Source organism: Streptomyces curacoi, assembly GCF_001513975.1.
In the GTDB taxonomy this organism is placed as follows: domain Bacteria; phylum Actinomycetota; class Actinomycetes; order Streptomycetales; family Streptomycetaceae; genus Streptomyces; species Streptomyces curacoi.
In genome coordinates, this window is record NZ_KQ947985.1 from 828671 (window position 1) to 843550 (window position 14880).

The window sequence follows — 14880 nt, forward strand, 5'->3', positions numbered from 1 at the left end:
GGAAGTGGCGCAGTGCGCGGGTGCTGTCCCAATGAGGGCACGGCGGCGCGTCAACGCGTGCGGGCTCTCTTCTTCATGACCTTCCAACTGCCGGGCGCGCCAGGAGCGTTGACCAGCCGCGTGTGCGCCAGCAGAATGAGCGCGCATCTGTGAGAGCGCTCTCAAGACCGAGGGAGACCCATGACCGGCAGGACCGGCAGGACCGGCAGACCAGGCCCGGCGGTCAGTCGGCGTACGTTCATGGGGGTGAGCGTCGGCATCGGTACCGGCGCGCTCACCGCGGTCGGTGCCGGCGGGGCCCGCGCGGCCGGATCCGGGGCCCCCGCCCAGCGCCGGGGCCACGCCTTCCTCGCCGCCGCCATGGACGCCTACCCCGACCACGGCGCCATCCGCCTGGCCCAGAGCTACACCGACCAGGCGGGCCTGTTCAGCACCGCCTTCACCTACGACAACGCCCTCGCGATCCTCGCCCACCTCGCCGCGCGGACCCCGGACGGGCGGGCCCGGGCCATGGTGCTCGGGGACGCGCTGCTGTACGCCCAGGAGCACGACCCGGCGCACGACGACGGCCGGCTCCGGCAGGCCTACAACGTAGGGCCGTACACCTTCTACGACGGCTCCCGGCAGCCGGACGGGTTCGTGCGGGCGGACGGCACCGCCAACGTGGGGACGCAGTTCGGCTTCACGGGTACGGCCGTCGGGGACATGGCGTGGGCCGGGATCGCGCTCGGCGCGCTCGCCCGGCGAACGGGGGAGCGGCGGTTCCTCGCCGGTGCCGTGCGGATCGGGGAGTGGATCGAGCGCAACGGCCGTACCGACGAACCCCTCGGCGGGTACAAGTTCGGGGTCGACGGGGCGGGCCAGAAGCTGCCCTTCACCTCCACCGAGCACAACACCGACCTCGTCTGTCTCTTCGGGCGGCTCGCTCGGCTCACGGGGGAGGGGGTGTGGCTTGAGCGGCGTGCTCGTGCCCGGGCGTTCGTCGAGAAGATGTGGGAGCCGGCCGGCGGCTTCTTCTACACCGGGACCAATGACGGGGTGACGGTCAACAAGTCGCCGATCCCCGAGGACACCCAGACCTGGACCCACCTCGCCCTCGACTCCCGCACCCACGCCCGTTCGCTGGACTGGGCCGCGCGCGAGCTGGCCGTCCTCGACCACGCCGACCGGCCCAACAGCACGGTGCCCGCGGGGCAGTCGTACGAAGGTGTCACCTTCAGCTCCGCCAGTCTCCTCGCCAACGAGGACGCCCCGATCGCCGACTCCCAGCCCAGGCCGGACCGCAACGGTGTGTGGTTCGAGGGGACCGCCCATCTCGCACTCGCCCTGCGCGAGCGGCGGGGGCGTGGTGACGAGGCGCGTGCGCGGCGGTTGATCGGCTCGATCGAGCGTGCCCAGGATCTGCTCGGCCCGGGCCAGACCGTGGGCGGCCGGGCGCTTCCCGAGCGGTCCGGGATCGTGTCGGCGAGCAGCCCGCTGGACACCGGTTTCGGGTTCGGTTACTACCCTTACCGGCATGTGGGGGCCACTGCCTGGTACGTGATGGCCGTGGCCCGCTTCAATCCGTTGCGGGGCTGAAGTCTGTCGTGTGCCGTGGGCTTGACGTCGGTCGTGTGCTGCGGGCTTGACGTCGGTCGTGTGCCGTGGTCTGAGCCCGGTCGTCTGCCGTGGGTCTGAGGCCGGTCGTCCGGCGTGGGCTTGACGTCGGTTCGTTTGCCGTGGGTCTGAGGCCGGTCGTCTGCCGTGGGTCTGAGGCCGGTCGTCCGGCGTGGGCTTGACGCCGGTCGTTTGCCGCGGGTCTGAGGCCGGTCGTTTGCCGCGGGTCTGAGGCCGGTCGTTCGCCGCAGGCCTCGCCCCGGTCGTCTGCCGCCCGGCCCTGGTCAGCCGGTGCCGCCTGGTCGTGGTCAGCCGGTGCCGGCCCGGCAGTGGTCAGCCGATGCCGCCCGGCCCTGGCCAGCAGATGTCGCCGGCCGTGGTCAGCCGACGCCGGCCCGCCCTCGTCCGCCGGCGCCCGCCCGGTCCTGGTCAGCCGACGCCGGCCCGCCCTCGCCCGCCGATGCCCGCCCGGTCCTGGTCAGCCGATGCCCGCCCGGCCTGGGCAGCCGACGCCCGCCCGGTCCTGGTCAGCCGACCGGCAGGGGCTGCTCCGCCCAGATCGTCTTGCCGGTGGGGGTCTGGCGGGTGCCCCAGCCCTGGGTGAGCTGGGCGACCATGTGCAGTCCGCGGCCGCCCTCGTCGTAGGTGCGGGCGCGGCGCAGATGCGGGGCGGTGCTGCTGGCGTCGGACACCTCGCAGATCAGGGTGCGGTCCCGGATCAGGCGCAGTCCGATGGGGACGTCGCCGTACCGGATGGCGTTGGTGACCAGCTCGCTCACCACCAGCTCGGTGACGAACGCCGCCTCCTGAAGCCCCCACGCCGCGAGCTGCCGCGAGGCCTGCGCGCGGGCGTCGGCCACGATCGCGGGGTCGGACGGCAGGGCCCAGGCGGCGACCTGGTCGGCGTGCAGGGCGCGGGTGCGGGCGAGGAGGAGCGCCACGTCGTCGGCGGGGCTCTCGGGGAGCAGGGCGTCGAGGACGGCGTCACAGCTGGCTTCCAGCGAGGGGACCGTGGCGGCCAGGGCCTGGCAGAGCCGTTCGAGGCCGAGGCCGACATCGCGGTCGCGGGCGATCAGGCCGTCGGTGTAGAAGGCGAGCAGGCTGCCCTCGGGCAGTTCCAGCTCGGTCGCCTCGAAGGGCAGGCCGCCCACGCCGAGCAGTGGGCCGGGGGTGAGGCGGACGATGCTGACCGATCCGTCGGGCAGCAGTACGGCGGGCGGGACGTGGCCGGCGCTGGCCAGGGTGCAGATCCGGGAGACCGGGTCGTAGACGGCGTACAGGCAGGTCGCGCCGACGCCGCCGGTGTACGGCAGGTCCCGGACGATGTTGTCGTCGTCCGAGGTGAGATGGGTGACCAGGTCGTCGAGATGGGTGAGGAGCTCGTCCGGGGGCAGATCCACGTCGGCGAGGGTGCGTACGGCGGTGCGCAGCCGTCCCATCGTGGCGGAGGCGTGGATGCCGTGTCCGACGACGTCGCCGACGACCAGGGCGACGCGGGTGCCGGACAGCGGTACGACGTCGAACCAGTCGCCGCCCACGCCGGCGCCCGTGCCGGCGGGCAGATAGCGGTACGCCACCTCGACGGCCGCCTGCTGGGGCAGGTCCCGGGGGAGGAGGCTGCGCTGGAGGGTGAGCGCGTTGGTGCGTTCGCGGGTGTAGCGGCGGGCGTTGTCGACGCCGACGGCCGCCCGGCCCGCGAGTTCCTCGGCGAGGACCAGGTCGTCCTGCTGGAAGGGCGGCGAGCCCTTGGCACGGACGAAGACCGCGACCCCGAGGATGATCCCCCGGGCCCGCAGCGGCACCGCCATGACCGAGTGGAAGCCGTGCTCCCGGACCACGGCGGCCCGCGCCTCGTGCGCGGCGACCCACCGGGTGAAGTCGGGGTCCTCCTTGCCGCTGAGCACGGGCCGCCCGCCGGCCAGCGAACGGGCGGGCGGCGAGAACGGGGGATAGGTGTCGATGCCGCCGAGCTCGACGGCGGCCTCCGGCACGTCCGCGCCCTCGGTGACGGACTGGTGCGCGACCCGGCGCAGCACCACGGCGGCGTCGACCGGCCCCGGCACCGGCTCCTCCCCGCGCATCACGGAGTCGAGCAGGTCCACGCTGGCGAAGTCGGCCAGCCGCGGGACGGCCAGGTCGGCGAGCTCCTGGGCGGTGCGGCCGACGTTCAGGGTGGTGCCGACGCGGGTGCCCGCCTCGTTCAGCAGGGCCAGCCGCTGCCGGGCCGCGTACTGCTCGCTGCTGTCGAAGGCGGCGGTGCCGACCCCGGCCACCTCGCCGGAGCCGGGGTCCCGGACGGGCCACAGCTCCACGATCCAGGAGCGCCGGCGGGCGGCGGCGGAGGAGGGCGGGGCCGGGGTGAACACCTCGTACCGCATCGGTACGGCTTCCTCGGCGACCCGCCGGACGCACCGCAGGAACCCCTCGTCGGACCTGGCGTCGCCGAGCGGGTCGGCCCGCGCGCCCGAGTTCAGCCGCCACGAGTCCGACGAGGCGTTGTAGGTGGACAGGGCGATCGAGGACTGCGCGAAGGCCCACTCCAGCATGCGCCGGTCGCGGGCCGAGCCGGCGGTGCCCGTGGCGGCGGTGACGACGAACGCCTGGGTCGCGTCGGCGCGGTCCAGCAAGGGGCGGGCGTGCAGGGTCAGTTCCACGCGGTGGCCGTCGCGGTGCCGGAGCGCCGCCGTGCCCGTCCACTCCTGGGAGCCGACCGCGGTGAAGCCGGTCGCCTCCCGGTCCACGAGGAGGTCGGCCGCGGCCCGTCCCACGGCCTCGGAGGCGCGGTACCCGAGCAGACGCCGGGCTCCCTCGCTCCATCCCGTGACGACGCCCTCCAGGCTGATGGTGGCGGTAGCGGCATCTGGTGACCACCCGTAGTGACCGAGCTCCTGATCAAAAGTGGCCATCACTGCTCAATTCGCGCCGGTGATGTTACTCACGGTTCCAGCGTGCGCGTCACGCGAGCATCGGACAAGTCGGATTCCCGTGCATGGAGATGCCCTGGACATGCCTCTGGAGATGCCTCTGGAGATGCCTCTGGAGATGCCTCTGAGATGCCCCAGCAGGTGCCCCCTGGAGATGCCTGTCACCGAGAACGCGCTGCGCGGCAAAACGGCGTACTCAAGACGTCCCCACCGTGAACGACTAGCATCCGCCGGTAGTTGCAGCCGGGACGAAATGAGGGCAGGGCATGGCGGAGCCGAGGATCGCCGTCGCCGTGGTGAGCATGGGCAACCGCCCCGCCGAGGTCGACGCGCTGCTCCGGTCCGTGGCCAAGCAGGATCTCGCCCCGGCGCGGATCGTCGTCGTCGGCAACGGCTGCCCGCTGCCCGAGTTCGCCGAGCGGCTGGCGCTGCCCGGCGAGGTCACGCCGATCGAGCTGGAGGAGAACCTGGGCTGTCCGGGCGGCCGGAACGTGGCCCTCGGCCGCCTGCGCGAGTTCGGGGACGTCGACGTCGTCGTCGAGCTGGACGACGACGGGCTGCTCGTCGACGCCGACGTCCTGCGCCGCGTACGCGATCTGTACGCCGCCGACGACCGGCTCGGCATCGTCGGCTTCCGCATCGCCGACGAGCACGGCGAGACACAGCAGCGGCACGTGCCGAGGATCGGCAGGTCGGATCCGCTGCGGGGCGGCTATGTCACCGGCTTCCTCGGCGGCGGCCACGCGCTGCGCATGGCGATGCTGGCGGAGACCGGGGACTGGCCCGCCGAGTTCTTCTTCGCCCACGAGGAGACCGACCTGGCCTGGCGGGCCGCCGACGCGGGCTGGCGCATCCTCTACGCCCCCGAACTCCTGCTCCAGCACCCGAAGACCTCGCCCGCCCGGCACGCCATCTACTACCGGGTGAACGCCCGCAACCGGGTCTGGCTGACCCGCCGCCGACTGCCGCTCGCGCTCATCCCCGTGCATCTCGGGGTCTGGATGCTCCTCACCCTCGTACGCAACCGGTCCTCGCCCGCCGGGCTGCGCGCCTGGTTCGGCGGCTTCCTGGAGGGCCTGCGGGAGCCGGCCGGTGAGCGGCGGCCGATGCGGTGGCGCACGGTGTGGCGGCTCTGCCGGCTGGGACGGCCGCCGGTCATCTGACAGCAGGCCATGGGAAGGCCGTGGGCAGGCCGTGGGAAGGGACGCGGGCCCCGGTCGTTCACCTCCGCCGACCGGGACCCGGATGCGTCCGCGGATCCGGCCGCGGCGGCGACACTCCCCCGAGTTACGCGTTCTACGCGCGCACCGTCGGGCCAGATCCGATGAAGTGATCACATCAGGCCGCACCAACGGATCGCTAACATGTGGCCAACGATGTTCCGTTTCGGTGTCGTTCAATTGGCGCGAAGTCGACGGACGGTACCGGGAAACGGCCCGGATGGGAACGGTTTCCGGCCGACAGACGTCAAGAAGTGGGTGGCGGGAAACCGTCGTACATGGGGCGGATCTTCGCCAGGCACGGTGGTTTGACGTCGTGCGGTGGTCTCCGTCGTGGAGCGCGGGTGCGGGTGCGGGCCCGCCGCGTGGGAAGGCAGTGGCGGCGTGAAGCGGTGCGAGCTGCGGTTCGGACTGCTGGGGCCGCCGGTTCTCTACGAGATCGAGCGGGTCCAGCCGGTCCAGCCGGTCCAGCCGGTCCGGAACGGTTCCTACGACGGCCAGGGCCCCGACGACGACTCCGCGGGCGCGCCCGACCGCGCCGTCCGCACCATCCGCAGCCCCAAGGTGCGGGCCCTGCTCGCCGCGCTGCTGCTCGAAGGCGGTCGGGTCGTCTCCGTGGCGTCACTGACGGACGCGCTGTGGGGCGGGGCCCCGCCCGCGTCCGCGCGTGCCTCGCTGCACAACCACGTGGCCCGGCTGCGGCGGCTGCTCGACGACCCCGACCGGCTGCGGGCGGTGCCGCCCGGCTATGTGCTGCGCGTCGACGAGGGCGAGCTGGACGTCGACGTCTTCGTGAGCGGCGTCGCCGCGGCCCGCGCCGCGCATGCCGGGCGGGACTGGGAGCGCACGGTGCGCGAGTCCACGGCGGCGCTGGCGCTGTGGCGGGGTACGCCGCTGTCCGGCCTGCCCGCCGAGGTCGGCGGTTACGCCCTCGTGCAGCGGCTTCAGGAGGCACGGCTGCTGCTCCTGGAGTGGCTCCACGACGCCGAGCTGGCCGTCGCCGGCCCACGACTCGGCGCCCTGATACCGGAACTGGCGGCACTGGCCGCCGAGCACCCCCTGCGCGAGTCCTTCCACCGCCACCTGATGCTCGCCCTCCACCGCACCGGCCGCCGTGCCGAGGCCCTGGCCGTCCACCGTGATCTGCGTACGCGACTGATCGAGGAACTCGGTGTGGAGCCGGGGGCGGGCGTGCAAGCGGCGCATGTGGAGGTGCTGCGAGGCGATTCGGAGCCGGAATCCGGCCGGAATCTGCCAGGAGCCGTGAAGGGCGCAACCTGCGAGGCGGGCATGCCGACCGGTCGGTCCCTCCATGTGGCGGAAGCGTCTGCCGCTGCGGCCGTCGGCGGTGCGGAGGAGTCGGCTGTTCCGGCGTTGCGGGAATCGAGCGGCCCCCACCCCGCCCAACTCCCCCCGCCTCCCGCCCACTTCACCGGCCGTGCCGCCGCCCTGCGCGACCTGCTCCGCAGCCTCGACCCCGCTCTGACCGGGCGGCCCATCCGCACGGTCGCCGTCATCAGCGGTATGGCCGGTGTCGGCAAGAGCGCGCTCGCGCTGCAGGCCGCGCATGGGTTGGCGAATCGTTTCCCTGACGGGCAGCTCTACGTCAATCTGCACGGCGCCACCCCCGGCATGCCCCCGCTCACCCCCGGCCAGGCCCTCACCGCACTGCTCCGCGACCTCGGCGCCGACCCCCGCTCCATCCCCGAACACCCGGACGCGGCCACCGCCTTGCTGCGCTCGCTGCTCGCACCGACCCGCACGCTCCTGGTCCTGGACGACGCCGCCAACGCCGCGCAGGTACGGCCGCTGCTCCCGGCCGGCCCCCACTGCGCGGTGATCGTCACCAGCCGCTCTCCGCTGACCGCCCTGGACGGCGTCCGCCGCTTCCCGCTCACCCCCCTGAACGCCGAGGACAGCGCGGCCCTGCTGCGTGCGGCCTCGGGGCGCGACGGCCGTGAGGCCCATGACGCCGTCGATGATGCCGTCGGCGGCGAAGGCGGGCTGGACGGCGACGGCATCGACGCCGTTCACCCCCTCGTCGCACTGACCGGCGGCCTCCCCCTCGCCCTGCGCGTCGTCGCCGCCCGGCTGGCCGCACGACGCGCCCTCACCCCGGACGTACTGGCCGAGCAACTGGCCGCCACCGAGGGCAGGCTGCACCACCTGGAATACGACGACCTGAGCGTCCGCCGCTCCCTCGCCGTCGCCCACGACGCCCTCGCCGCCTCCGACCGCGTGGCCGACCGGGACGCCGCCCTCGCCCTGCGCCGGATCGGCGCCCTCGACCTGCCCACGTACGGCGCACCCCTGCTGGCCCGCCTCACCGGCACCGACGAGCGCCGTGCCGAGGCCGCCCTCGACCGCCTCGTCGACGTGGCCCTGCTGGAGGAGACGGCGTACGGCCGCTACGCCCCGCACGACCTGATCCGCGACTTCGCCCGCGAGCTGGCCCGGGAGGAGGGCGACGGCGACGCGACCCTCACCGCCCTGCGCTGGTACGCCGCCGTCGCCGAGCGTGCCCTGACCGCGGTCGTCGAGCCGGGCCTGGATCAGGACGACCGCCTTCGGCCCACCGCGGCGCAGCCGCCCGAGCATGCCGACCACGTCCGTGCCGTGCCGGCCTTCCGGGGTTCCGACGAGGCGTTCGCCTGGGGGGAGCGGGAGTCGGAGAACGTCGTCGCGCTCGCCGAGCGCTACGCCGACGTCCCCGACGACCTTATGGCGGCCCACCTCTCCACCCTCATCCGCCTCTTCTTCCCCTACGTCCAGCGCAGCGGCCGCGTCGCCGAGATGGAGGTGCTGGGCCGGGCCGCGCTGCGTGTGGCACGGCGGCTCGGCGACGAGGCGGCCGAGGCGTACGCCCTGAACGACCTCGCCGGCCTGCACTTCCTGACCGGCCGCCAGTCCGAGGCCCTCGACCTCAACGACCGTGCCCTGACGATCTGGCGGCGGCTCGGGGTGGTCTCCTGGATGCGCCGCTGCCTCAACAACCGGGGCCTGCTGCTCGAAGGGCTCGGCCGCCACGCCGAGTCCGGTCGGGCGCTGCGTCAGAGCCTTGAGTACTCACGGCAGTTGAACGACCCGCACGGTGAGGCCGTGACCTACAGCCACCTCGGCAACCTGTACGAGCACACCGACCCCCGGGCGGCCATCGAGCAGCACCGCCGCTCGCTCGCCATCGGCGACGAGATCGGCAACGTCATCGTGCAGCACTCCGCCCACTGCAACATCGGCTACGCCCACCTCACCCTCGGCGAACCGGCGGCAGCGGCCGCGCACTTCGAGGAGAGCCTGCGCATCCTCGGCGGCCACGGCGACTGGCACGGCGAGTCCCAGACCCGTCTCGGCCTGGTCCGCGCCCTGCGCCTCCTCGGCCGCGCCGACCGCGCCACCCACGAATGCGCCGAACTCCTCACCCGCGCCGACGCCCGAGCCGACCGCTACACGGGTGGCCTGGCCCGCCACCAGCAGGGGCTTTTGCTGCGGGAGCGCGGACGGGTCCGGGAGGCGCACGCCGAGTGGCGCGCGGCCCTTGCCGCGTTGGACGGTACGGACGAGAAGTCGGTCGTCCAGGAGCTCCGGCAGCTGCTGGACGCGCCGGACGTACGGTGATCACTTCGCGTCCGCGTAACACTCCACCACCGCCGTGGTGAACGGAAACCGCACCGGCGTCCGGCCGAACGTCAGCCGTCCCGCCAGGTCCGCCGCCTCGCGGATCGCCGTCACGACCGCTTCGGCCTCCTCCTCCGGACAGTGCACGATCACCTCGTCGTGCTGGAAGAAGACCAGTTCCGCCGCCATGTCCGCACAGGCCTGGCGCAGCGCGGCGAGCAGCAGCAGCGCCCAGTCGGCGGCGCTGCCCTGGACGACGAAGTTGCGGGCGAAGCGGCCCCGGGCGCGGGCGTTGGTGGAGGCGTAGCCCGGCACCCACTCCTGCGGACCGGAGCCCTCGGCCGGTTCGTCCTGGGTGTCCGGGGCCGGGATCCCCGCCTCCTCGGCCGCGTCGTCCGTCGCCCCGGCGGCCGGCGGGCAGGTCCGCCCCAGCCAGGTCCGCACGAGCCGTCCCTCCTCACCGGCCCGCGCCGCCTCGTCGACGTACGCCACCGCCTTGGGGAAACGGCGTCTGAGTGCGGCGAGGTTCTTGAGCCCGTCGCCGGAGGTCTGGCCGTAGACCGCGCCCAGCACGGCGAGCTTGGCCTGGGCGCGGTCCCCGGCGAAGGCGCGGTCGGAGACGGACTGGTAGAGGTCGCTCTCCCGCCCGGCCACCTCCATCAGCCCGGGGTCGCGGGAGATCGCGGCGAGCACCCGGGGCTCCATCTGGTCGGCGTCGGCCACGACCAGCCGCCAGCCCGGGTCGGCGACGACGGCACGCCGGATCACCTTCGGGATCTGCAGCCCGCCCCCACCGTTGGTGACCCACCGCCCGGTGACCGTCCCGCCCGCGAGGAACTCCGGCCGGAACCGCCCGTCCCGCACCCAGTCCTGCAGCCAGGACCAGCCGTGCGCCACCCGGATCCGGTACAGCTTCTTGTACTCGACCAGCGGTTTCACCGCCGGGTGGTCGAGGGACTCGATCTCCCAGCGACGGGTCGATCTGATCCTGATCCCGGCCTGCGCGAAGGCCTTGATGACGTCGGCCGGCAGATCGGGCCGGACCCGGCGCCCGAACGCGGCCGACACCTCGTCGGCCAGCTCGGCCAGCCGCCGCGGCTCACCCCCGCCCGCGTACCGCTCGCCCAGCAGTTCGTGCAGCACGCGGCGGTGCACCTCGGCGCTCCACGGGAGCCCCGCCCGGTTCATCTCGGTGGCGACGAGCATGCCCGCCGACTCGGCCGCCGTCAGCAGCCGCATCCGCTCCGGGTGCGCGGTCTTGTCGTGCCGGCGCTGCTGGTCGGCGTACACCTCGATGAGGTCGGCCAGCGGCACATGGACCGACTGCGGCTCGAAGAGCGGGGACTGCGAGCCGGGTGCGGCGGAGCGCTGGGGCGGATCGGGCGGGACCGGGCCGCCGCGCAGCCGGGCGAGGGCCGCGGCGGCCGACCTCGGTTCGCCGTACCGCCCCTCGTGGCCGAGCAGGAGCGTCTCGGCGTCCTCGATGTCGTAGCACCGCTCCACTCGCACCCCCGTGGCGAGCAGCCGCGGATAGACCTCGGCGGTGGACCGCCACACCCACCGCGTGACCTCCGGACGCTCCCGCACGGCCCGGGCGAGATCCGGCTCCCGCCGGACCGGCCCCGCGGGCAGCCCGTCCCGGCCGAGGGGGGCGAGCTCCACGCCGCCGTCCTCGGCCGGTGCGAGCGCCCACCGGTCGGTCATGCTGCGAGTGTGGCACCCGGGTCTGACAACGCCCTCAGCTCTGTTCCTCCTCCTGCTGGCTGATCTTGAGGAACTGGGCCAGCGCCTTGACGACCCACTCCTCCACCGCCTGCTTGGTGATGCCGAGGCCGGACAGGACTCCCTCGCCGTTCTCGAACTCCAGCAGGGCCAGCAGGATGTGCTCGGTGCCGATGTAGTTGTGGCCGAGGCGCAGGGCCTCGCGGAAGGTGAGCTCTAGGACCTTCTTGGCGTCGGAGCCGTAGGGGATGAGCTCGGGGACCTCGTCGGCGGCCTCGGGCAGCGCGGCGGTGGCGGCCTGGCGTAGGGAGTCCAGGAGGACGCCCTGCGCCGTGATCGCCTTCGCGGCCAGGCCGTCCGGCTCGGCCAGCAGGCCGAGTACCAGGTGCTCGGGGCGGCCCTCGGGGTTGCGGGCCGCGGTGGCCTCGTTGTGGGCGGCCACCACCACGTTGCGGGCGCGCGGCGTGTAGCGGCCGAAGCCCTGCTGGGGGTCGAGGTCGGTCGACTCCTTCGGCACGAAGCGCTTCTGCGCGGCCTGCCGGGTGACGCCCATGCTCTTGCCGATGTCGGTCCAGGAGGCACCCGAGCGCCGGGCCTGGTCCACGAAGTGGCCGATCAGGTGGTCGGCCACCTCACCGAGGTGATCGGCGGCGATCACCGCGTCCTGGAGCTGGTCGAGGGGCTCGTCGTGGACCTTCTTGATGGCCGCGATGAGTTCGTCGAGACGTACGGATGAGGTGATGCTCTGGTTCGTCGACATATGTCAACCGTAGGTTGACAGTCAGAGAGGTGTCAACCCGTGGTTGACATCGGGCTCCGCGAGCTGAGCGGCCCCTGGGCCGCGGCGGCAGGCGCTCTCCTCCGCCTTCCCCGACGCACTTACGATCCCTTGGTGAGCACGCCCAGCACAGTCGACCGCGCCTTCGAGACCGCCCTCTACGACACCGAGCACACCACGCTCGACACCGGCGCCTCCCTCCTCGCCGCCGACCCCGCGGCGGACGCCGAACTCGCCCGGCGCGGCCAGGAGTTCCTCGCGGCGGCCTGGCGGCGCGGCTGGCAGCCGGCGGATGTCGTACGGCTCGTGCGGCGCGACCTGGACGACGTACACGTACGACTGCTCTCGGCGCTGATCCGCGCCCAGGCGCCGGACGACCGCCCCCGCGGCCCGCGCTGGCAGGCACAGCTCGACGAGCTGCCGGCCGGGGCCCCGCCGCGCACCGACCGCTTCTCGCACGCGACGGCCGTGCTGGAGCTGTACCGCCTCCTGCTGCGACTGCCCGCCCTGGAGTCCCTGGACGAGGTGGCCGGGCCCGCCGCCCGCCGCTCCCAGCCCGAGTCCCGCATGCTCAGCCGTATCCGCGCGCTGCTGGCGAAGGCGGAGGCGACCGGTTTCCCCGAGGAGGCGGAGGCGCTCAGCGCCAAGGCTCAGGAGCTCATGGCCCGGCACAGCGTCGACGAGGCGGTGCTCGCGGCCCGCGACCACGTCAGGAAGGACGCCCCCAGCGCCTGCCGGATCGGTGTGGAACCGCCGTACGAGCAGGCGAAGGCCGTCCTGCTGGACGCGGTGGCGACCGCCAACCACTGCCGGGCCGTATGGAACGAGCCGTTCGGCTTCTCCACGGTCGTCGGCTTCGAGGCCGACCTGGAGGCGGTCGAGCTCCTGTACACCTCGCTCCTGGTACAGGCCCAGACCGCGATGACGAAGGCGGAGGCGGCCCAGCGCGCGGGCGGCCGCAAGCGGACCAAGACCTTCCGGCACTCGTTCCTGGCGGCCTACGCCCACCGCATCGGCACCCACCTGGCCGCGGTGGCCCAGACGCAGGTGACCCAGGACCTGCTCCCGGTCCTCGCCTCCCGCGAGGTGGCGGTCACCGACCGCCTGGAGCGCATGTTCCCGGAGACCACCACCACCCGCCTGCGCGGCGTCAGCGACGAGGCGGGCTGGGTGGAGGGTTCCGAGGCGGCCGACAGGGCGCAGATGAGACCGCGTCGGCCGCTGCGCTGAACGGCGTCACTCGCCGGTCTGCTGGAACCCGCTCACCGAGGCGTCCGGGGCCTGTCCGTCGCTCTTCAGCGCTACATCGCCGTAGGACCACTTGAAGCTGTGTGTCTCCGTGGACCCGGGCAGAGAGATCTTCGCCGTCTGCACGGCGAGGCTCTTGGCGCCGCCCTCCGCGCCCCGGACATAGGTGAGAGTGAAGGCGGTGGAGGCCTCCTCGGCGAGGGTCGTCTTCTTCGCCCTGGCCGCCTTGTCTGGCTCGACGGCGGCCGAGGTGCCGCCCGCCTGGAACGCGACGGCGGGCAGACCGTCCAGGGTGCACTCGGAGCCGCTGCGGTTGGTCAGGGTGACGGGCACGTTGCCGGTGTCCCCGGCGGCGGGTGCGGTGTTGGCGGGCCCGACCCGCACGGCCATCTCGCCGATCCGGCAGGCGGAACCGGCCGTGCTGTTCTGGCTGTCGTCCCCGTCCCCGCCCTCGGTGCAGGCGGTCAGGAGGAGGGCCGCGGCGAGGGCGGCGACGGTGACGGAAGTGGTCGCGCATGAGGTCCTCTGGCAGTGACGGAGGTGACCGGGCGGGCCGCACCGGTCGGACATCACGATCCCAGACCGGCCGTGGGCAGGCCCGTCGGCAGCTTCCCGCCCTCCGCCTTGGTGTACGTCTCCGTGCCGAGACCGCCCTCCCAGGTCACCTTCAGCCGCGTCCTGCTGACGGAGTCGACCGTCCCGCTCGCCCGCTCCTTGCTGCCGCCGGGGCACTTGAGGCGGATCGTGCGCGTTCCGTCCACCTCACCGGCGGTGCCGCTGCACACGGTCGCGCCGGTCGTGAAGAGCGCGGCCTCCTTGCCGTCGACCATGAGCACCACGGCCTTGCCGTCGGTCGTGGCCAGCCAGCTGCCCTCCAGCTCATCAGCCGCGGACGCCGACCCGCCCGTGCCGCCGCCCGCGGTCGCGGAGGCGTCGGCGGTCGCGGAGGCGCCGGCACCGGCCGAGGGGGAGTCATCGGCGCCGGAGTCGCCGTCGCCGCTGCACGCGGTCAGCGCGAGCGCACCCGCCAGGGCCGCGGTCACGGCCGCGACCCGCATCCGCCGGGCCGGCATCGTGCGGGTGCGCGAGAAGGTCGCCGAGGTCACTGGAAGCTCCCAAGCTGTAGCGGTCGGCATACGGCCGAGTCGGCCCGCCGGGCCGAACCGACCGCAGCAAGCTACCAGGGAGTACCGGCCGCAGCCGCAGAGCCGGCGAGACCTACCAGGACGCCTTGCGCACGCCCGGCAGATACCCGGCGTGCGCCTGCTCCCGCAGACTCACCCGGGACAGCCCGAACGCACGGAAGTACCCGCGCGGCCGTCCGTCCGTCTGGTCGCGGTTGCGCACCCGCGTGGCGCTGGCGTCCCTCGGCTGCCTGCGCAGCTCACGCTGGGCGGCGAGCCGTTCGGCGTCCGTGGACGACGGCCTGCGGATGATCTCCTTCAGCTCGGCCCGCCGCGCGGCGTACCGGGCAACGGTCTCCTGCCGCTTCTCGTTCTTGGCGATCTTGCTCTTCTTCGCCATCAGACCTTCACCCCCCGGGCGCGGATCCGGGCGACGGCCGCCTCGACGCCGATGACGTCGACCGTCTTGATCCCCCTGGCGCTCAGCCGCAGCCGCACATACCGGCCCTCGCTGGGCAGCCAGTAGCGCTTGGTCTGGATGTTGGGGTCGAAGCGGCGGGAGGTCCGCCGATGGGAGTGGGAAATGGTGTTGCCGAAACCGGGCTGGGCGCCGGTCAGCATGCAGTGGGCGGACATGGTGACGAACCTCTCCT

11 protein-coding genes are annotated in these 14880 nt (G+C 73.5%); 4 read left to right on the forward strand and 7 right to left on the reverse strand.

Translation table 11 applies throughout. The features are described 5' to 3' along the window. The first annotated feature begins 180 nt into the window (after positions 1-180). A complete protein-coding gene (locus AQI70_RS09250; RefSeq protein ID WP_062146284.1) occupies positions 181-1578 on the forward strand; it encodes a hypothetical protein in 1398 nt (465 codons plus the stop codon). A gap of 545 nt (positions 1579-2123) precedes the next feature. Here AQI70_RS09250 and AQI70_RS09255 read toward each other — a convergent pair. Further along, positions 2124-4502: an ATP-binding SpoIIE family protein phosphatase gene (locus AQI70_RS09255; protein WP_062146286.1), complete on the reverse strand. Its 2379-nt coding sequence runs from the start codon at positions 4500-4502 to the stop codon at positions 2124-2126. 284 nt (positions 4503-4786) lie between these two features. Between AQI70_RS09255 and AQI70_RS09260 the strand changes: the two genes are divergently transcribed. Further along, a complete protein-coding gene (locus tag AQI70_RS09260; RefSeq protein ID WP_062146287.1) occupies positions 4787-5683 on the forward strand; it encodes a glycosyltransferase family 2 protein in 897 nt (298 codons plus the stop codon). Positions 5684-6124: 441 nt separating this feature from the next. Then, positions 6125-9355, forward strand: a complete 3231-nt coding sequence (locus AQI70_RS09265; protein WP_062146289.1) for an AfsR/SARP family transcriptional regulator — start codon at positions 6125-6127, stop codon at positions 9353-9355. On the opposite strand, the gene AQI70_RS09270 is transcribed toward AQI70_RS09265, so the two are convergent. Next, positions 9356-11059: a bifunctional 3'-5' exonuclease/DNA polymerase gene (locus AQI70_RS09270; protein ID WP_062146291.1), complete on the reverse strand. Its 1704-nt coding sequence runs from the start codon at positions 11057-11059 to the stop codon at positions 9356-9358. Between the two features lie 34 nt (positions 11060-11093). Then, entirely contained in the window at positions 11094-11837 is a 744-nt protein-coding gene (locus tag AQI70_RS09275; RefSeq protein ID WP_062146292.1) for a Clp protease N-terminal domain-containing protein, read from the reverse strand. Between the two features lie 132 nt (positions 11838-11969). On the opposite strand from AQI70_RS09275, the gene AQI70_RS09280 reads away from it, so the two are divergent. Then, positions 11970-13085, forward strand: coding sequence for a DUF2786 domain-containing protein (locus tag AQI70_RS09280; RefSeq protein ID WP_062146294.1), 1116 nt, complete (start codon positions 11970-11972; stop codon positions 13083-13085). A gap of 6 nt (positions 13086-13091) precedes the next feature. Here AQI70_RS09280 and AQI70_RS09285 read toward each other — a convergent pair whose 3' ends face one another. From AQI70_RS09285 to rpmB, 4 genes are all read right to left on the reverse strand, one after another. Further along, the gene (locus AQI70_RS09285; protein WP_244181530.1) at positions 13092-13673 is read right to left on the reverse strand and encodes a DUF4232 domain-containing protein; all 582 of its coding nucleotides are present in this window, start codon (positions 13671-13673) and stop codon (positions 13092-13094) included. Further along, positions 13673-14161 carry a hypothetical protein gene (locus AQI70_RS09290; RefSeq protein ID WP_062146586.1) on the reverse strand — a complete coding sequence of 163 codons (489 nt, stop codon included), beginning with the start codon at positions 14159-14161 and terminating at the stop codon, positions 13673-13675. Before AQI70_RS09290 ends, AQI70_RS09285 begins: the two co-directional genes overlap by 1 nt. A gap of 160 nt (positions 14162-14321) precedes the next feature. Beyond that, on the reverse strand, positions 14322-14627 hold the full coding sequence (rpsN, locus tag AQI70_RS09295; RefSeq protein ID WP_062146296.1) for a 30S ribosomal protein S14: 306 nt from the start codon (positions 14625-14627) through the stop codon (positions 14322-14324). Then, a complete protein-coding gene (gene rpmB / locus AQI70_RS09300; protein ID WP_031482567.1) occupies positions 14627-14863 on the reverse strand; it encodes a 50S ribosomal protein L28 in 237 nt (78 codons plus the stop codon). The genes rpsN and rpmB overlap by 1 nt, the downstream gene beginning before the upstream one ends. Positions 14864-14880 lie beyond the last annotated feature (17 nt).